Origin of the sequence: Mesorhizobium sp. XAP4 (assembly GCF_029269325.1) — a bacterium.
Taxonomy (GTDB): domain Bacteria; phylum Pseudomonadota; class Alphaproteobacteria; order Rhizobiales; family Rhizobiaceae; genus Mesorhizobium; species Mesorhizobium ciceri.
The window spans coordinates 1-18,766 of the sequence record NZ_JARIXW010000015.1; the positions used below are offsets into that span (position 1 = coordinate 1).

Consider the following 18,766-nt stretch of genomic DNA (forward strand, 5'->3'; position numbering starts at 1 on the left):
TTCCCGGCAAGGAAAGCACACCTTCAGCGTCGCGGAAGTGATGCTACGCAACTTCGAGTCAATCTGGGAAACCAGGAATGGCGCCGGACGCGCGCGAGAGTTGCAGTAAGCCGTTCGGTTTTCTCGATGACGCATATCAGGAGATCCTAGGGCGAGCGATTTCCGCAACGAGGCGGGAACGCGGACTAGGACGGTTTCAATAACAATCGCCGGAGGCAGCACTCTGGATCGGCAAAATGGATTCTGACGCAATTAGGTTCATGCTGAATTGTACCGCCTCGACAACACCGACCGGGTTTGCCATGCGAAACGTCACAAAAGAAGTGGCCCTGCAGCTAGCATGATTGGACCGAATCTGGCGAAAGAATTTGTCCGTCGCGAGGGGCCGACGCTGTCGGCGCGGTTGTTTTCCGTCCCCAACTGCGGGCGACCGGCGTTCTTAACGAACCAGTCGAACTAGTCATCGCTAGGGTAACCTGCACCCGCGGCCACTATTGGGGCGCGACACCGGCAAGTTCGCCCACTCGGCCCGCCTGAATCCAGCGCCTTATGGACCGCCAAAGGGAGGATTCTTAGAAAGAAATCACCGTCACGCAAAACGGTAAAGCATCACTACGAACTTTAACATGAGGCCGACCATTGCGCGCCAGCCAGCGGTGCGATCCGGATCCGGTTAGCAGACACATATGCAATTATTCGAGAGCATCGCAAACGAAGGAGCGGCGACAGCAATGAGAATTACACGACTAGTAGTTTGGCAAGTGCCATTGACCAGCTATGTTCCTTATCACATGGCAGATAAAAAAACCTGCGATACTGTCACCTCAATATTGCTCCGCGTAGATACGTCGGAAGGTATCTCTGGCTGGGGTGAGGTTTGTCCGATTCCCCACTATCTACCTGCCTATGCTGAAGGCGTGCGCCCCGCGCTGGAATATCTTGCGCCTGTCATCATCGGAGCTGATCCGATCGGCCCGGAAGCGTTAATGAGCCGGGTTGACAGTTGGCTACAGGGGCATGCCTACGCAAAATCCGCCCTTGACCTGGCTCTTTGGGACATCACAGGCAAAGTCGCGAAGCTACCTCTTTATGCGCTTCTCGGTGGACGCCAGATGGCTCGCATACCGCTCTACCACTCGATCACCTGTATCGCGCCCGATGAAATGGCCGTCATCGCTAGAGAGGCACAGGCAGACGGTATGACGCAGTTTCAGGTCAAGTTAGGTGCCGATATCAACTGGGAAGCCGACGTCGCTCGGCTACGTCTTGTACGAGAGGCTGTTGGCATGGGTCCCCTCGTCTATGGCGACTGGAACTGCGCGGCTTCTCGCTTGGATGCGACACGCGTTGGCAAGGCTGTCGCAGCATACGACATCATGCTGGAGCAACCCTGTGCAACTCTTGAGGAGTGTGCCGCTGTTCGCGCGGCAACCGGGCTGCCGATGAAGATCGATGAAAACGCGCACGATACGGCTTCGCTGCTTCGGGCTTATGATCTTGGCTGTATGGATGCCGTAGCCCTAAAGCTCTCCAAATCGGGAGGGCTTAGTGCCGTTCGGCGACTTCGCGATCTGTGTCTGCACCTCGGCCCCCAGATGTGCATCGAGGACACTTGGGGATCGGATGTTACCACGGGCGCAATCCTCCACTTGGCGGCGTCGACCCCGTCAAGCCGGATCATGAATACGTGCGATCTATCGGGCTACGTTACTCCGCGGCTCGATACACACGCCCCAAATCGCAACAGTGGCCATATCGCGCCGCCGGAAGCCCCAGGCATCGGCGTAAATCCAGATGCTGAAAGGCTTGGCCAGCCGGCTGCCATTATAAGTTAGAGCAGCGTTAAAGTTAGAGTAGCGTTTGAAGCGACATGAGGTTGCAGCCGTGCTCGACAAGCTGGAGGACAGGCTCGGTCGCAGGACGCCTTTACCATCTGACGGCAGACCGTTTTCCTGACCCGGGCTCTTGATACCGAGATGAGATTGCAGGCGCTCACCTACGACTGAAGCAAGGACGGCATGATTATAGCCGTGCCGTCCTTTCCGCGTCGAGATGGTTCACATGATGCGCAAACGGCAGGCGAGGTTCGCCTACAATCCACTCGTTGCATTCCAGCTTTTTGTAACAAAAAAGCAAATCGAGTTAACAGAAAATTCGCAGCCGCCAATCCGAACACGAGGTATGTTCCGCCTGGGATCTGATAAGGCATGTTTGAAAAAATTGATGCCAATGCTTGGAGCCCCGCCGGAGCACAGAACGCAGCAGAAATCTTTTCTATAGCGCCTGCCTCAACCGGATTGGAATTGGAAGGAGACTGACCTCTCTAGCTGCAGCCCCACGGCTCCAGCGACAACTCACGGACCGGGGCTATTTCGCATCAGTGACCTCGTGTTCTCCTCCCTGCTCAGCGGCGGCTCGGCGTATTGTCTGACACTGGAACCGACACCCCCGAGCCAGACCGCTACACAAAGTGCCACACTAAAACGGTGCGTACGGAATGACAGCGGATTGGATAGCAGCGTGGCCGAAGACTGCAAAGGTAGTTTCAACGATGAACATCGGTGTTTTGAAGGAAATCAAAGAAGACGAGCGACGTGTCGCACTCCAGCCGATCCAGGCGCAAGCTCTTTCGCGCCTCGGTCACCACATTTATGTTGAAATCGGTGCCGGGGAAGGGGCCGGATTCTCGGACGCGGATTATCAGGTCTGCGGAGGGAAGCTTGCGATGAAAGATGAGGTCCTCGCCCGGGCGCGGCTCCTCCTCAAGGTTAAGGAACCGCTGCGCTCAGAATATTCTGACTATGCTCCGCATCACATCTTATTCACGTATCTGCATTTTGATGAGAACAACGTTGATCCTCGGGATGTCTCTGAACTCATCAGTAGAGGCTTTCTGGGAATCGCTTACGAGTGGGTGGGAAAAGCTAGCCGGTATCCATTGCTTGAGCCGATGAGCCAACTGACTGGCTATCTCTTCGCTCAGCGGGCGTTGGAGTTGTGCTCCAAGGAAAAAGGAGTGTTCTGCCCGCGAAATGAGAGCGGTCTTCCCGGAGGGCGGGCTCTGATCATCGGATGCGGCAATATCGGTCTGTCCGCATTCAAATACTTGTCGGACCTAGGGATTGCCTTGACCGTAGTTGTCACTCGAGGGCGTGAGGATTTCAATTGCAAAGCCAACGCGCGCTTCGAAACCGAAGGCGTCGACTACATCGGCGCAACCGACACCAACCTGATCGTCATGAATAACAAAGATCCTTCACGCACTCAGGACACGATTGCGGCGGCACTGTCGGAGATGGACATCGTCCTCAACTGTGCGGTGCGTCGCTCCGATCTTCCGAAGCGAAAAATGGAGTACCTGATCGACCGCAGCATGGTTGGAGCCATGCAGAGAGGCAGCATACTGTGCGACTGTACAGCCTGTGATCGCGAATTGATCGAAACCTGTACTTCTTCTGCATCGCTCTACCACTCGTATCGCGAAGAAAATGTCGTGCATTACAACTGCGATCACATTCCATCAATGGTGGCCAACACCGCTACGCGGCTGCTCACAGCGCGAACTTTCCCTTACATCCGTTACATCGCCAGTCTCAAATCCGTGCAGACCATTACTGACGATGAAAGCCTGTGTGACGGAGTCTGTTGCTATGGTGGCCACCTGACCCATGCTCTGTCGGCAGAAAAAAAAGGCTTGCCATATCGGCCGCTGAGCGACGTTATTAAAACGATTTCACTTCCCATGTAGGCGCTGAGAATAGTCCAAATTGACGGGGGTAAAGTGCGCAACAGTTTACATGGTTCTGTCGCAAATCGTGCTTTTGGTCACAAGGGGACGCTTTCGCGCCGATGATCATGCTGCAAGGATTTCGAACTGCTCGGCGATTGAGGGGCGTGAATAGGCGAACCGCGCCTGCCGTTTGCGCATCATGTGAACCATCTCGACGCGGAAAGGACGGCATCGGCACCGGCCATCGACTTGAAGCCGAGCATTGACACAGCGCGGCGCTGATGTGCCGATGGTCTGCTCGGTCTCGATTGTTGAGGTACTTGCTGTTGCGGAGCGGATCGGCTTCAGCGCTCGTCGCGATCGATTTCGCAGACGGTAGTTCGGCGTCGCAGGAAATGATCGCCTCATGATTGGTCGGGCTACCGTCGATGAAGATGCGATCCGGTCTGCCGTGGCGCTCCAGGGCTTTCTGGAAGAAGCGGCACGATAGAGATACATCCGTTGGCCGCGTATCTTGATGCATGTCTCGTCCAAGTGCCACTTGCCGGTGAGGGCGCGCTTGCGCCCGATGAAGCGCTCCAGAAGCTGGGGCGAGAAGTGAACGACCAGCGGTGCACGGTCGAATGGTCGACGTTCAGGCCGCGTTCGGCCATCATCTCCTTCAGATCGCGCAGGCTCGGTCGAAATACGGCCTTTGAACATAGCAAGCGAGCTCCCCGAAAAAAGAGAGGCCTTCGTGCCAGATATGGGTTGCCATTCCGTTTTGCGACAGAACCCTCAGCTGTGGTTGCCATCAACAATTGAAGTCTTTGGACGCGACCGCACTCTCAATTTCAGCTTGTTTGTCAAATTACTCCAGCAACCGTTACCGAAGTAAACGCTTAGTCGAAGGCAGTCAGACATCATGCAGCGCGAAGATCACCAGCTGCCTATTTCAGCAACGCTCGCTCCATTTCGGAACCCGGTGTTTCGCACGATCTGGACGGCCACACAAATATCCAGCCTGGGTTGGCTCGTGCAAACGGTTGCCGTCAGCTGGCTGATGGCAACTACTTCGGCTTCCGATCTGATGGTTGCGATTGTTCAGGCTGCCTCGACATTGCCGGTGTTCTTCCTCTCGATCCTTGCCGGAGCCATCGCCGACAATTTCAGCCGCCGGTGGGTGATGTTTGCGGGCCACTGCCTCATAGCATCGGCATCGACGACGCTGATGATTTCTGTCGGGCTGGGGTTTGTCAGCCCCTGGTTCATACTCGGACTGAGTTTCCTGGCCGGCTGCGGCTTTGCGCTAACCGATCCGGCTTGGCATGCTTCCGTCGGCGATATCCTCGATAAGCGCGACATTCCCGCCGCGGTGACGCTTGTGTCGGTCGGGTACAACATCGTGCGCAGCATCGCACCGGCTTTGGGCGGCGTGATCATGGCCTTCTTCGGACCTCTGGCCGCTTTCGCCTTGGCTGCGCTCAGTGATCTAATCCCTCTAAGCGCAATATGGCGCACCAAATGGCAAGTCCGCTCCTCTCCTCTCCCTCGCGAGATGATGACGACGGCAATTCATGACGGCGTGCGCTTCACGGCGATGTCCTTGGAGATCAGGGCGGCGATCGCCCGAGCAGCTCTTTTCGGGGTGACCAGTATAGCGATCTTTGCGCTGCTCCCTCTCGTCGTCCGGGATCAGTTGAAGTGCGGCCCAATCGCCTATGGCGTCCTATTAGCCAGTTTCGGCATGGGTGCTTTCATCGCTGGCATGAGCAACAGCTACCTAAGGCGTATCACGTCTCAAAACAGGCTGGTGGCGTTCGCGTCCGTCGCTTGTGCAGCATGTTGCCTTTGCCTTGCAGTTACTTCTTCGATTGCCGCGGCGGCCATTTCGTTAGCGCTCGGTGGGGCGGGTTGGCTAGTCACTTGGACGGGCATTGACTTGTCGGTGCAGCTGGCAAGCCCTAGGTGGGTTGTTGGCCGCACGCTCTCGATCTACTACGCCTTGAGCGCCGGCGGTATGGCAGCCGGCAGCTGGATCTGGGGTTCTGTCGCGCAGAATTACTCGTTGACATGGGCTTTGGAGGGCGCCGCACTAGCCCTGTTGCTGGTGGCAGTTGCGGGAATAGTGTTGCCGGTGGGACCCCGGGAAGAAACGGATCAAGAGAGTTCCGGCTTCCATCCGCCGGAACTGGCACTCGATCTGAAACCGAGAAGTGGCCCTATCGTTGCCAAAACCGAGTATTCCATACCTGAGGAGAACATTGACGCCTTTCTGGGCTACATGCGGACCCGGCGTCATGTTCAGAGCCGTGCCGGTGCTCGAAACTGGACGCTTCAGCGAAACCTTCAAACGCCCTCGCTTTGGACGGAGACATTCCGCACGCCGACATGGATGGATTTTCTCCGCCTAAATCATCGGCTCACGTCGGCGGACAAGGAAGTCGGCGATCATCTTCTGGCCCTGCATGATGGAGATGTGCCTCCGCAGACAGTTCTTTCCATTCAGCGAACGACAGACGCAACGTACGCATCCGCTGAAGACCGCAGACGTGCGTATCCGGCGGCCATGAGGACCTGAGCACCGGAGTGCTGGGGTCAAGCTTTCGATGGGGAGACGCGATGATATTCTTCGAGGAGGAGTTTGAGCTCCTCGATGCCTTCATCGGTGAAGGCCAAGATCCCGTTGTCATCATTGGCGCCGTACACCCAGATGACGCTGTCCTCGGGCTCGGCAGCGAGGGGCAGTTCGTGGATGAGCGCTTCGCTGACGCCGAGTTCCCAGGCGATACGTTCGACGGTGTAGACGTGATGCACCTTATTGCGCTGCATGATCAGGCCGCAGCTGGTTGGGGCCGCAGTTTTGCGGATCTCCAATTCCACGGCAGCAAATCATCGATCCGATGGGCCGGATAGGCGGGCAGTCGGGCGAGGACGTCGGCGAGCCAGGCCTGCGGGGATATCGTTCATCTTGGCGCTGACGATCAGGCTGTAGAGAACGGCAGCGCGCTGTCCGCCGCGATCGGAACCGCAGAACAGCCAGGACTTTCTTCCGAGATTCTTCAAATGGCGGAAAACAGCGATTCCTGGTTGTCGTAGTCGATGCGACGCGGAGTATTGCGCGCCAAATCGGCCTTGATCCGTTCGTCTTCGAGGTCGCTGGCGCGGATCTGGTAGGGCGCGCCGCGCATGACCTGCTCGGCCGGCAAGAGGCCATCCCTGATGAACGGCGGATTTTCACGTGCGACACGCCGAGCTTCCCGGCCGCATCCGACATGGTGGGCCATTCGCTATTTTGTCGGAGGATCGGTAGCCGCTGATCTTGTGCACCGTGCGCAAGCGACCGGACGCGGCCGGCGGTCCAGGTCTTTCCCTGGCCCGTCTGCATGCCCATGCGGTTGAGGGTGCGGCAATATCGGCGTCGGACCATCGCGTTGCCATGGTTCGCATGATCGCCAGGGCTTCTTCGGGCGTATGCTGCCCATGCTCGCCGGATTTGGGCTTGCGCACAGCACCTGCGAGTGCTGGGCTCCATGCCAGTAGATGGTCAGGATCACATCGCGGGCTTCGTCATCGACGTCCGCCACGACGTCCTTGATGAGCGCGCAGGAGTTGCCGACGGCATCGCGAGGCATGTCGATGTCGATCAATCGCGCCGCGCCGCCTTTGTCCTTGGGCAGGATCAGCGCCCGGTCGACTAGATAGATCGCTTCTTCCAGGTCATGGGTGACCATCACCATGGTGACGTTCTCCTCTCTCCAGATGCGCGCCAGTTCCTCCTGCATGCGATCTTGGTCATGGCGTCCAGCGCCCCCCCAGCGGCTCGTCGAGCACAAGGATTTCGGGCTGGACGGTGAGTGCCCGGGCAATGCCGACGCGATGCGCCATGCCGCCGGAAAGCTGCCTCGGAAAAGCATCGGCGAATTCGGCAAGGCTGGATTCGGGCAATCGGCGACGGGGCGTTCTACACCTGGCGATCGCTCACGTCGATCCGTGCGAAGATCGCCATCGCCCGATCGGCATCAAGCTCGCCGCCGGCCATCTGCTTGCGCCATGCATAGAGCTGTGACGGAGCTACGCCGAATGCTTCCGCGACCTCGGTCACCGATGACCCCGCCGCATCCGCCATGTCGACCAACGAGCGCTTCTCGGTGCAACTCCACAGCCTTCGTTGCCGCGCGCGCCCGGGCACCGCTGCAAGATCTTCGGCCGCCGCGGCGCCGCTTAACTCGGCGACGATATCGCCCCTTGCCTGCCGTTTGCGCATCATGTGAACCATCTCGAGACGCGGAAAGGACGGCATAGGCACCGCCATCGACTTGAAGCCGAGCGTTGACCCAGCGCGGCGCTGATGTGCCGATGGTCTGCTCGGTCTCGATTGTTGAGGTACTTGCTGTTGCGGAGCGGATCGGCTTCAGCGCTCGTCGCGATCGATTCCGCAGACGGTAGTTCGGCGTCGCAGGAAATGATCGCCTCATGATTGGTCGGGCTACCGTCGATGAAGATGCGATCCGGTCTGCCGTGGCGCTCCAGGGCTTTCTGGAAGAAGCGGCACGATAGAGATACATCCGTTCGCCGCGTATCTTGATGCATGTCTCGTCCATGTGCCACTTGCCGGTGAGGGCGCGCTTGCGCCCGTCGAAGCGCTCCAGAAGCTGGGGCGAGAAGTGAACGACCAGCGGTGCACGGTCGAATGGTCGACGTTCAGGCCGCGTCTCCTCCAGATCGCGCAGGCTCGGTCGAAATGACGGCCTTTGAAAGATCTTTTGCTCGGCAGTGTCGCTTCATCTTTTCGGCGCGACGCACAGAAGCGCCGGAAATGTCGTAGAACAAATTGCAACTTTGATCGTTCCCTCCTTGAGGCCTCCTCCGTATTGCGTCGTTAGAGTTCTGCTTCTGCAAGATGAAGCAGCCCGTTTCTGCGCGAGCACCTTCCCGATTTTATGTCTTCCCTTCAAACGCCCGTTAGCGGTCTCACACGCGTCCCATCGGTAAACCGAGAAAAACGAAAGTCCGTGGGATCAACGACGGGGGGAGTGCCTCTGACGAGATCAGCAGCCAAGCGCCCCGCGCCCGGAGCTATGCCGAAACCATGGCCAGAAAATCCTGTCGCGACTATGAGACCCGGGACAGCATCAACCTGTGAGATGACTGGGATTGCGTCAGGGGTCACATCAATCAACCCCGCCCATTGCTGAACAACCGTGGCTGAAGCAAAGACCGGAAACGCCTTCTTCAATCGCTCGAACGTTCTACGCAGACTTGCTTTATCTGGCGCTGGATCGAGGACGCGGGTCCTCTCATATGGCGAAATTCGGTCGGGCGGTGTATGGTGCGATTCCGAACATTCCTTTATGAATCGATCATCGACGCGCAACCTCAAGTTCTTAAAATCCGATCGCAAGGCTGGCCAGAAGTTGGCGAAGAATCTAAAACTGTCGGGGACAATCGAGACGACGCTGGCGTGTCCATTGGCAATAGTGTAGCCGCCGTCAATGCGTTTGCGCAACGCAAACTCGGTGCTCCAGAGCGCCGCTTCAGGGCCGCCCTCGACCGGAGATGTGCGCATCACACTTCCTAAGACTTTCAACTGAGGCAACGTTATATCGAGATCCTTGAGAAAGCGACGAGACCACGCACCCGCCGCTACTACGACAGTTGAGCAACAAATTCGGCCATGTTCGGTGATGACGGCAGACACACTGCCGGCGCTCAACTCCAATCCACGCACAGCACAATTAGTGAGCACCGAAGCTCCACTGCGGCGGGCAGCTAATGCGATCGCGGTCGTAGCCAGGTGCGGTTCGGCCCGCCCATCGGTTGCGCAAAAAAGCCCGGCTTTCCAGCGTTTGTCCGCTCCGGGTGTAAGTCGCTGAAGCTCTGAGCCAGAAACCATACGAGCGTCGATTTGATGCTGACGCGCCTCATAGAGCCATGCCTCATTTTGGGCAATGTTCTCATCGCTATCGGACGCGAATAGAATACCGGCTCGGCGGAATCCCGACTCAGACTCCAGATCTTCATTCATGCGTTCCCAGAGACGCAGACTTTCGATCATCAGAGGGAATTCTCGAGGGTCACGCTGACCCTGCCTTACCCAGCCCCAGTTGCGACTGGACTGCTCCCCTGCAATATTCCCTTTCTCGCATAACGCCACCTTAACGCCACGCTTCGCCAGAAAGAGCGCCGCACTCGCGCCAACGATCCCGCCACCGACAACAACTACGTCAACTTTCGACGGCAGCCGGTTTTCGCTTGGAAGCGGTTCGACAAACAGGCCCATCTCAATTACTCTCCCATCCTCGGTACCAACGCCTCCATGAATTTGACCAGCTCACAATATCGAAGCCTAATCGCCGAATCTTGCTCGACTGAGCCAAGTTGCCGGCGTACAGATACAGCCCTACCGATGTTCGTTTTTTGTGCATTGGGGCACATCCGCCCAGTTTTGAACACACTCTCGGATTTCCTACGTCCGCCGCTGAATCCCGCGAAGGTTATTCCGTTGGGCGTCGAACGTGAAACCTCCGCCCTTCAGTGCGAGATGCCGAGCAGCTCACAACTCTGCAGCAAGATCAGCCATCATTGCCGTGAGCTGGTCAGCGAAGTTGCAGTCCCAGGCGCTCCAGTTCTCGAGCACGCTTAAGTAGACAACGGCAGTTCCGGTATCTGGATTCGCAACCATGTACTGACCGCCCCAACCGCCGTGGCCGAGCCAGGTGCCGTCGGTTACCATTTGGCGACTATAGCGAAGTGACTTCTGTCCGTAAGAAGGCCCAGGATTGTGACGGGTGTCTTCAATGAAGTCGGCATTGCCTACGCGGCGACCGTCAACACCCTCGCCTTTGCGGGCGAAGAGCAGACCATGGCGCGCCAGATCGCGAGCAGAGAGACAAGCACCGCCGTCGAGCAGCGGCACGCCCTCGCGATCGCACGTAATGTGCAAGCATCCCTCAAGACCGGCTGCCTCGACGTTTTCGATCAACCACTCCCGCAGCGGCCGACCGCTAGCACGCTCAATTACCCAGCCGATGATCTCACTGTTGGTCGACTTGTAGAGCGACTGTCCGGTGCGGTTCACAACATCGTCGCTGGTGATCCCACAGAGGAAGGAGCGGATTGTACCCTCCTTCTCGCCCTCCGGCGGCAGTCGCCAGCCCATGGCGCGTTCCATGGACCACCACTTCGTATTGGGATCGCTGAGGTCCTCGGTAAAGTCATTGACGACGTTCATATCGGCTGTTGCCCTGACAGTCGCCTCCGCGTAGCCCGTGCCGATCTCTGGCAAGTAAGTGCCAATCCGCTCGTCGAGATCCACCAAGCCATCGGCGACTGCGCGGCCGAGCATAAGGTTCAGCGTGGTCTTCGTCACTGACTGAATGCTTTGCGTCCTATCGGGACCAAAGTCGGGGGCATAGGCCTCATATAGGACGTGGTTGCCCTTGACCACGACGAAGGCGGAGAAATGCTGCATCGCGAGGAAACGCGCGACCTCGGGCCGAGCCCCGATCGCCCAATCAAGCTGCTTTAACAATGGAAAGACCGATGGTGCGCGGAAGGAAAGACTGTAGCGGGCGAGCCTGTGGAGGTTGTGCCAGCCATGGCGGCGGTGGTCGGGCGTGGCCCAACGTGGCTTGTTGTCGCTACCAGTAAAGAGGTCGGGATTTGGGATTGAGGCAAGCAACATTCAGTCGGCCTTTCAGTTGGTGTAAGTTCACGGGATCCTTGGAAGTGTACGAGTCACTTCGTCAGCGTTCTGGTTGCTATCTTCAGATCACCGATGGCAGAGACAAATGGGCGCGCTAGCGGAAGCGCGTTTTGCCTATAGAGAGCTTGGGACGTTCCGAGGTCGGGAGGATGTCCCCCGCAATCGGAAAATGACATCTGAAGCTGTGCTTCTTATCCTCTTGGCCCGCTGAAGGTTCGGGGAAGACGCGGCTGCAGATATCCTGCGCGTAACGACAACGGGTGTGGAACTCGCAGCCGGATGGCCGCCTCATGAGGCTCGGCACCTCACCTTTGAGCTCGATCCTGTTGAGCACCGCATCTGGGTCAGGCTCAGGATTGGCCGCAAGCAGCGCCTCGGTGTAGGGATGTCGCGGTTGATCGAAAATACGCTCGGTCTCGCCGACCTCAATAAAGCGGCCGAGATACATGATCGCCATGCGATCGGTCATGTGGCGTACGACATTGAGATTGTGAGTGATGATCAGGATCGCCATGCCAAGTTCGGTTTGAAGCCTCGCGAGAAGATTGAGCACCTCGCCCTGCACCGAAACATCGAGGCCTGCGGTCGGCTCGTCGGCAATAAGCAAGTCCGGACTTAGCGCAAGAGCACGCGCGATACCAACGCGCCTGGCCTGACCACCGGAGAGCTGATGGGGGTAGCGACGAGCAAATTCCGCCGACAAGCCGACCATTCGAAGCAGTCGCTCCGCTTCCCCTTCGACATCGCGATCCTTTAGCCCATGGATGCGAAAGGGCTCTGTGAGAAGCGATCGCACTGTCAGCCTCGGCGAGAGTGAGCCGATAGGATCCTGGAACATCATCGCCATGCGCCGCAAATAGGGCTTGCGTTCAGCCCCGCTGAGCTCCTCAATTTCCTGCCCATCGAAGCTGATGCTGCCGCTCACAGCCCGCTGCAGGCCGATGATCGTGCGCGCGATAGTGGATTTGCCCGAGCCGCTTTCACCGACAAGGGCCAGCGTCTCGCCCTTGCGGATTTCAAAGGACACACCACATAGCGCGTCAATGAAAGGGGCTCTCGTCCCGGTTGCGAGCGCCTTAAGCGGACCCATAGTGCGGAAACGTACCCGCAGGTCCTCAACCCGGAGCAGCGCGCTCATACCGAAACCAACAGTTCTTTGTCGAGGAGATGGCATCGGGCGACTTGGTCTACGCCGATGCGGTACTCGACCGGGTTCTCTTGCCCACAGCGATCGAACGCTTGCCGGCAACGTGTCCGAAAGATACACCCTACCTTGGTGCCTAGGAGACTGGGCACCTCGCCCGGAATGGTCGGCAAAGTGCGCGTGCTTTTTTTGATCCGCCCGGGATCGCACTCCAGCAGCGCGCGTGTGTAGGGGTGAGCAGGATTATGGAAGATGTCCCGGACAGCTCCCTGCTCAACCACTTCCCCAGCATACATCACGGCGACCCGGTCGCACAGCTCAGCAACCGCACCGAGATGATGGGAAACGAACAGCACAGAGCAACCGATCTCTTTTTGCAAATCCTTGAGCAAATGAATGATCTGCACTTCCAGTGTTGCATCGAGCGCAGTGGTTGGCTCGTCGGCGACGAGGAGCGTCGGTTTCACAAGAAGCGCCATGGCAATGCAAACGCGCTGACGCATGCCACCGGAGAAGTGATGCGGATAGGCGCCGATACGGCTTTGCGGATCGGGAATTCCGACCCGTTGAAGCATGTCGATGGCACGGGCGCGTTTCTCGCCCCAGCTTCCTTGCTCGTGGTGCTGGACATCGATCATCTGGCTCTCGATGGTCCGCACGGGATTGAGTGCGGTCATCGGGTCTTGGAAGATCATCGAAAGATGATCGCCAAGCAGTCCCCGACGCGCCTGAGTTGGCATTTTGAGCAGGTCTTTATATTCGAACAGAATGCTGCCGGATGTCACATCTGCATTCTCTGGAAGTAGGCCCATCACTGTGTAGGCGAGTGTCGATTTTCCAGATCCGCTTTCTCCGACGATGCCAACCACCTGTCCGGCTGGCACATCGAGCGACACATTGCGCAGGGCATGGACGCGCCCCCGCGGCGTGCCGAAATCGAGATTTAGGTCACGGATCTCAAGAAGCGCGCGGCTTGACGAGAGCTGCGTTTTCGGATCTTTGCGTCTCATAGGTCTTTCCGCAATTTCGGATCGAATATGTCGCGCAGCGCTTCGCCCAGGAACGTGAAGCCGAGCGTTGCGAGGACGATCGGGATGCCGCTAGCTATCACCGGCCAAGGGGTCTGGTTAATGTAGCTATAGCCGTCGTTGAGGATAGCTCCCCAATCGGGCGTCGGTGGCCGCACGCCCATGCCGAGAAAGCTGAGACCCGCCTCTACGGCGATGACGGCCGGCACGTCCATACTCACCAGAATGAGAAGCGGGCCGAGGACATTGGGGAGTACGTGCACGGCGAGAATGCGCGTTGTTCCGGCCCCCATGCTGCGCTCTGCCGCAATATATTCACTGCTACGCAGCGCTTCCGTCTGGGTGCGCACCACACGCGCGTAAATGGGCATGGACGTTATCGCGATGACGAGAATAATACTCGCTAAGCTTGGTCCCAGAAGGGCGATCATGGCCAGCGCGAAAATAATACTCGGAAACGACCGGATCGTATCGAAGACAAGCAGTAGCAAATTGTCGAGCCAGCGGGGACCGAAGCCCGCGATCAAACCAAGGACTAGACCGACTGCCAGTGAACTGCCGAGAGAGGCGAAGGCAACGAGGAGCGGGATGCGGCCGCCCATGACGACGCGGGAGAATGTATCACGGCCCAGTTGGTCCGTGCCCAGCAGAAAATCGAGTGAAGGGCCAGCAAGACGCGGCCCGACCATGATTCTGATCGGATCATGCGTGATCATCAGCGGAGCGAAGATCGCGGTTGCTGCTATGAATATGACAAGAACTGCTCCGAGCATGCCCAGAAGGTTTTGTCGAAACTGCCGCAAAAAGGTGCGAGAGCTTTCGGCAGCCATTGCATCGTTGGTTTCGGGAAGAATGCTTTCAACGATCGCCATGTCAGAGCTTTTCCCGGGTTCGCGGATCGAGGAACGCGTTGATTACATCCGAGAGCGTAGTAGCCGAAACGATAAGGAAGGTGCTGACCAGCACGACGCCCATCACAATCGGGTAGTTGCGCGTATGGACCGCGTTGACAATCAAAGCCCCGATGCCAGGTCTCGCGAAAACCACCTCGATGAAGACAGCCGACGAAAGAAGCCACGCTATCCCTACCCCGAGTATGGTCACGGTCGGCAGGATCGCGAGAGGCAGCGCGTAGCGCGCGACGATGCGCCATTCCGAGATTCCGAAAGAGCGAGCCATGCGCACATGGTTTTCCCCGAGAACCTCAAGCATGGATGCGCGTACCAGCCGGGAAATGTAGCCGACCCAGCCAATCCCTATTGCGAAGCCCGGAAGGACGAGATGGATAGGTCCATCCCAGAAGCCATTGCCGGCCCCGATCGCTGGCAACCAGCGCAGCGTCACCGCAAAAATCAGCAGCGCGTAAACCGCCACGACGAAGGAAGGAATGGCGATTGTGGCGACCGTCACGACGCCGGCCACCTGGTCGACCAGGGAGTTGCGCCGCATGGCCGAGTAGCAACCGAGCGGCACGGCTATCGCAACCGCACAGGAGATGGAGACCAGGATCAGTTGGATCGTATAAGGCAGTTGCTCGAAGACAATGTCGGCAACAGGCCTCTTGCTGAATACGTCGAAGCCGAGATCGCCATGAAGCAGCCCGCCGAAGAAGGTAGCGATCTGCACGACAAGCGGCTTGTCGAGCCCCATCTGCTGATGCAACAGCGCCTTCATCTCAGGCGTCGCCCGCGGGCCGAGTAGAACCGCGGCAGGATCGCCGGGCACCGCTCGGATCATCAAAAACAATAACGTCACCGCAATCGCAATGATTGCGATCGCCAGGACCAGCCTCCGACAGAGATAAAACCACATACCTACGCCCGACCCGCAACTCAAGCCGAAACTGGTTTGAAATTGATGTATAGCGGGTTCCCATCTGGGGTAGTTGCGGCCTGCATTTGTGTGATGCGGAACATGACTGGATTGGCCCCATGGGTCAGGAACCGGTAGGCGCCGGAGTCTTCCATGAGGTCCTGCATCTCATAGTAAAGCTTCGCCCGCTCGTTGGGGTCGCTGATGGTGACCGCCTTACCGCTGAGCTCGTCAAAACGCTCGCTTCGGAAACGCTCCCAGTTCCACACACCTACTTGACTTTGCACAAACCAGGACGCCGGGTAATACGGGTCTGGTAAACTGTAGAAACCATTGACAATGAGTTGTACGTCCTTCCACCGCGCGCCTTCCGATTCCATGCCCAGCGTCCAGAACGACCCAGAATCTTGGGCATTGACCTCAACCGCGATGCCGATCTGCGACAATTGCGCTTGTACCGTTTGGGCTATGGTCGAATTAGTGCTATCGTTCGTACAGTCGATTGTCAGGGTTAGACCACTGACACCCGCTTTGTCCAGAAACGCCTTGGCCTTGGCGAGATCGCCTTCCGGTGGGACGAGCGCCTTGTCGCGGTGCCCGACGATCCCTGGAGGAATGACGCCTGTCGCAACCTCCGCCTGTCCGCCATACGCGGCTTCTAGAATCTGCGGCACATTGATTGCCCATTGGATTGCCTTGCGGACATTAATGTCCTTCAGCTTCGGGTGATCCATGTTCATGCCGACCCAGGCGTAATAGAGCGAAGTATGATCTTCGATCTTGGTCTCGGCGGGCGGATTGCTCTTGAACGTCGCAAGTGAATCCAGACTGACACGCGTGAAATCGATGTCACCAGCTTGATAAGCCCGTTCCGCCGACTTCTCGTCGGTAATTGGAATAATTCGGATTTCGTCAAAGCCAGGCTTCGGACCCGACCAGTCCGGATTGCGGGTCAGAAGCACATACTGGTTCGGCTTCCAGTCGGCGAGCACATACGGGCCGGAGAAAGCCGGCGGCTTCATCCCGAAATCACCGCCGTCCTTTGTTGCCTTCATCACGGCATTCTCGGAGACGATAGTGCCAACGCCAAAGGGCAGTGCGGTGTACCAGAGCGGAACAAAGGGCGACTTGAGCACGATCACGCCAGTATAGTCATCTTCGATTTCAACATGGTCAAACGAACCCCAATCAGGCTTGACCGGCGAATTGTGCTTGATCACGCGCTCGAAAGAGAACTTGACATCCCTCGCGGTCAGTTCACCGTAGTTGCCCGTAAATTTGATGCCTTTCTTCAACCTGAAGCGGATATGGGTGGGATCGACCTGCTCGATCTTTTCTGCCGCTTCCAGCTCCCAGCCCCATTCGGAGCCCGGCTTGTAACATGTGAGCTTCGAATAAATGCAGTTCGCCACGTTCACATCGACCGGACCCGAATAGAAAGCCGGATCAAGCTTGGCGATATCACTAGCGTAACGCACCTTGAGCACCTTGCCCTCGGCCGCCCATATGGCTTGCGACAAGGGCATGCCCGCGGCGAAAACTCCCCCGCCGAGCACTGCGCCGTTCTTGAGAAAGGCCCTTCGATTCACATTGCCTGTGGTATCAGTCATGATCTGTTCCTCCCTTTCCTTTGAGCGGTTTCCCTTGCAGCGGGCCGCTTTCCCCTTGGTTGATCCGGCACGTCGCCGTGGGCGCACTTTCGACACGGACCGCCATCTGCTCTCTCGCCGCCGAGCAGGCAGGCACCGAAAACAAGGAATATCGCACCAGCGGATCATTAACTAACGAATATAATTACGGTCTAACATCGGCTTTCTCGATGATGCACCTTCACAGACGAGACCAGGATCCAGAGGAACGATCGTGCGATTTAAACTAATCGTGAAGGAATCCAACGCGATCCGGGAATTGCTAGCTCGCCAGAGCGGGTTTGCCCGGGCAACACCTGTCCTGCGAAACCGCTGTCTGCTAGATGTGGCGTGGGCTGAGCGATCCGGCGCTCTCAGGCTCGTTTGCCGACGCGCATCAGCCGTGCCGGGCTGCCCGCCTCAGCCAGGATTTCCGCCACCGCAATGGATATGATCGAGCAAGCGAATCTGGTGCGGACGGGACATATCAGGCTCAACCGAGCTGGTCGAGCCGCAATCGCCTGCATAAAAGGCCATCAATCTCGATCTCAATGCGGTGATCCTTGATGTGTCAGACGATGCGCGTCGCGAGGTTTTGTCGACGACTATCCCTTAGGCTCATACCCCTTGTCACAAGCAAGTCCCGATCTGTGACGCCGTCGATGCTATCCCAATCTGCGATGCCTAGCAGATGTCCTGGGATAACGCCGATACGCCATTCCCGGACCGGAAATCTTGAGGCGTCTTGTGGTAGTAACTGCGAAATACCCGGCTAAGGTGCGACCCATCACAGAAGCCGCACTCCACTGCGATAATGGAAATCGACTTGGGCGTTCTCTGCAAAAGATGACGTGCATGATCGAGCCGTATTTGCGTGTAGATCGCCTGTGGAGAGGTACGGAGTTCTGACCGGAAGCGGCGCTCGATCAGCCGTCTGCTGAGCTTGAGCTTGCCGGCGAGGCGAGCGATGGTCAGGGGGACCTCCAGGTGGTGTTGCATCAGCAGCACAGCCCGTTTCAGGACTTCGTCACGAACGACAACCTCAAGGCGTCCGGTCGGTTGCGCCGTCTCACCCTTGGCCGCCTCGTTGAACATCATAATTCGCAAGCTTTTGGCGGCCAGGGCTTTGCCGAGATGCCTCTCGACGAGAAAGGCGGCGAGATGCGCGGCGCTCGCGCCGCCCGAACAGGTCAGCCGGTCTCGATCAACGACGTAGATTTGGTCAGAAACGGCCTGTAGGCCATCAAAAAGTCGCAGGAAATCTGAGTTGTGGAACCAGCTAACGCAACACTTGTAGCCGTTCATCAGGCCGGCGCGGCGCAAAACGAATGAGCCCGTACACAGCCCTACGAGTGGTATGCCTGCCTCGGCAGCGTGTCGAAGATGGTCGTCGAAGCGCGTGTCGACCAGGAGGGTTTCTTCTTCGAGAACCCCGCCGACAACCACCAGGTAGTCGAAGCGGCGAAGGTCTCCAATCCTTTCATGGGGCGAGATTGCAACGCCGCAGCTGGACAGGATCGGCGACATGTCGGGTGAAATGATGCGCCACTGGCAGCGGATTGGGCGGCTCCGGTCTCCGTCGTCTGCAGCCAAGCGTAGCACATCGACGAAGTTGGCAAATGCGCCGAGGGTAAACCGATGGAGCAGGAGGAACCCGACAGACAAGGGGGCAGAGTCCCGTGCAAGCCTTGATGCCTGATTCGTGGGTGAACCGGGGCCTTGTCGCAACTCTACTGT

At 57.8% G+C, this 18,766-nt stretch carries 14 protein-coding genes and 4 pseudogenes; 3 read left to right on the top strand and 15 right to left on the bottom strand.

The features are described 5' to 3' along the window. Positions 1-731: 731 nt before the first annotated feature. Together P3C39_RS31985 and P3C39_RS31990 are read left to right on the top strand one after the other, a co-directional pair. Positions 732-1,835, top strand: a complete 1,104-nt coding sequence (locus tag P3C39_RS31985) for an enolase C-terminal domain-like protein (protein ID WP_275955017.1) — start codon at positions 732-734, stop codon at positions 1,833-1,835. A gap of 716 nt (positions 1,836-2,551) precedes the next feature. Next, positions 2,552-3,748 carry a hypothetical protein gene (locus tag P3C39_RS31990; RefSeq protein ID WP_024505891.1) on the top strand — a complete coding sequence of 399 codons (1,197 nt, stop codon included), beginning with the start codon at positions 2,552-2,554 and terminating at the stop codon, positions 3,746-3,748. A gap of 105 nt (positions 3,749-3,853) precedes the next feature. Here the strand turns inward: P3C39_RS31990 and P3C39_RS31995 are convergent. Further along, positions 3,854-4,407, bottom strand: a pseudogene (locus P3C39_RS31995) (DDE-type integrase/transposase/recombinase); the annotation flags it as partial. A 227-nt stretch (positions 4,408-4,634) separates the two neighbouring features. Between P3C39_RS31995 and P3C39_RS32000 the strand changes: the two are divergent. Beyond that, positions 4,635-6,290, top strand: coding sequence for an MFS transporter (locus P3C39_RS32000; RefSeq protein WP_275955016.1), 1,656 nt, complete (start codon positions 4,635-4,637; stop codon positions 6,288-6,290). Positions 6,291-6,307: 17 nt separating this feature from the next. Here the strand turns inward: P3C39_RS32000 and P3C39_RS32005 are convergent, their stop codons facing one another. The 14 genes and pseudogenes from P3C39_RS32005 to P3C39_RS32070 all read right to left on the bottom strand — a co-directional run bounded on the left by P3C39_RS32005 (position 6,308) and on the right by P3C39_RS32070 (position 18,694). Then, entirely contained in the window at positions 6,308-6,592 is a 285-nt protein-coding gene (locus P3C39_RS32005; RefSeq protein WP_275955015.1) for a hypothetical protein, read from the bottom strand. Beyond that, positions 6,544-6,766 (bottom strand): annotated as a pseudogene (locus P3C39_RS32010) (transposase domain-containing protein); the annotation flags it as partial. The gene P3C39_RS32005 and the pseudogene P3C39_RS32010, both read right to left, overlap by 49 nt. 5 nt (positions 6,767-6,771) lie before the next feature. Then, entirely contained in the window at positions 6,772-6,996 is a 225-nt protein-coding gene (locus P3C39_RS32015) for a hypothetical protein (RefSeq protein ID WP_024505896.1), read from the bottom strand. Between the two features lie 339 nt (positions 6,997-7,335). After that, positions 7,336-7,642, bottom strand: a pseudogene (locus P3C39_RS32020) (ATP-binding cassette domain-containing protein); the annotation flags it as partial. Between the two features lie 31 nt (positions 7,643-7,673). Further along, complete coding sequence (locus P3C39_RS32980; protein WP_024505894.1) at positions 7,674-7,979, bottom strand: transposase; 306 nt, start codon at positions 7,977-7,979, stop codon at positions 7,674-7,676. Continuing rightward, positions 7,956-8,423, bottom strand: a pseudogene (locus P3C39_RS32030) (DDE-type integrase/transposase/recombinase); the annotation flags it as partial. The gene P3C39_RS32980 and the pseudogene P3C39_RS32030, both read right to left, overlap by 24 nt. A 240-nt stretch (positions 8,424-8,663) precedes the next feature. Then, positions 8,664-9,992, bottom strand: a complete 1,329-nt coding sequence (locus tag P3C39_RS32035; protein WP_024505678.1) for an FAD-binding oxidoreductase — start codon at positions 9,990-9,992, stop codon at positions 8,664-8,666. Between the two features lie 273 nt (positions 9,993-10,265). Next, positions 10,266-11,396, bottom strand: a complete 1,131-nt coding sequence (locus P3C39_RS32040; protein WP_275955014.1) for a serine hydrolase — start codon at positions 11,394-11,396, stop codon at positions 10,266-10,268. A 115-nt stretch (positions 11,397-11,511) separates the two neighbouring features. Beyond that, positions 11,512-12,555 (bottom strand): ABC transporter ATP-binding protein, encoded by a 1,044-nt coding sequence (locus tag P3C39_RS32045; RefSeq protein WP_275955013.1) that lies wholly within the window; start codon positions 12,553-12,555, stop codon positions 11,512-11,514. Then, positions 12,552-13,571 (bottom strand): ABC transporter ATP-binding protein, encoded by a 1,020-nt coding sequence (locus P3C39_RS32050; protein ID WP_024505675.1) that lies wholly within the window; start codon positions 13,569-13,571, stop codon positions 12,552-12,554. Before P3C39_RS32050 ends, P3C39_RS32045 begins: the two co-directional genes overlap by 4 nt. Then, on the bottom strand, positions 13,568-14,461 hold the full coding sequence (locus P3C39_RS32055) for an ABC transporter permease (RefSeq protein ID WP_206616876.1): 894 nt from the start codon (positions 14,459-14,461) through the stop codon (positions 13,568-13,570). The genes P3C39_RS32050 and P3C39_RS32055 overlap by 4 nt, the downstream gene beginning before the upstream one ends. A 1-nt stretch (position 14,462) precedes the next feature. After that, entirely contained in the window at positions 14,463-15,401 is a 939-nt protein-coding gene (locus tag P3C39_RS32060; RefSeq protein ID WP_275955012.1) for an ABC transporter permease, read from the bottom strand. 20 nt (positions 15,402-15,421) lie between these two features. Beyond that, positions 15,422-17,011, bottom strand: coding sequence for an ABC transporter substrate-binding protein (locus tag P3C39_RS32065; protein ID WP_128244155.1), 1,590 nt, complete (start codon positions 17,009-17,011; stop codon positions 15,422-15,424). Positions 17,012-17,713: 702 nt separating this feature from the next. Continuing rightward, positions 17,714-18,694, bottom strand: a complete 981-nt coding sequence (locus P3C39_RS32070; RefSeq protein ID WP_245265426.1) for a GlxA family transcriptional regulator — start codon at positions 18,692-18,694, stop codon at positions 17,714-17,716. Between the last annotated feature and the right edge of the window lie 72 nt (positions 18,695-18,766).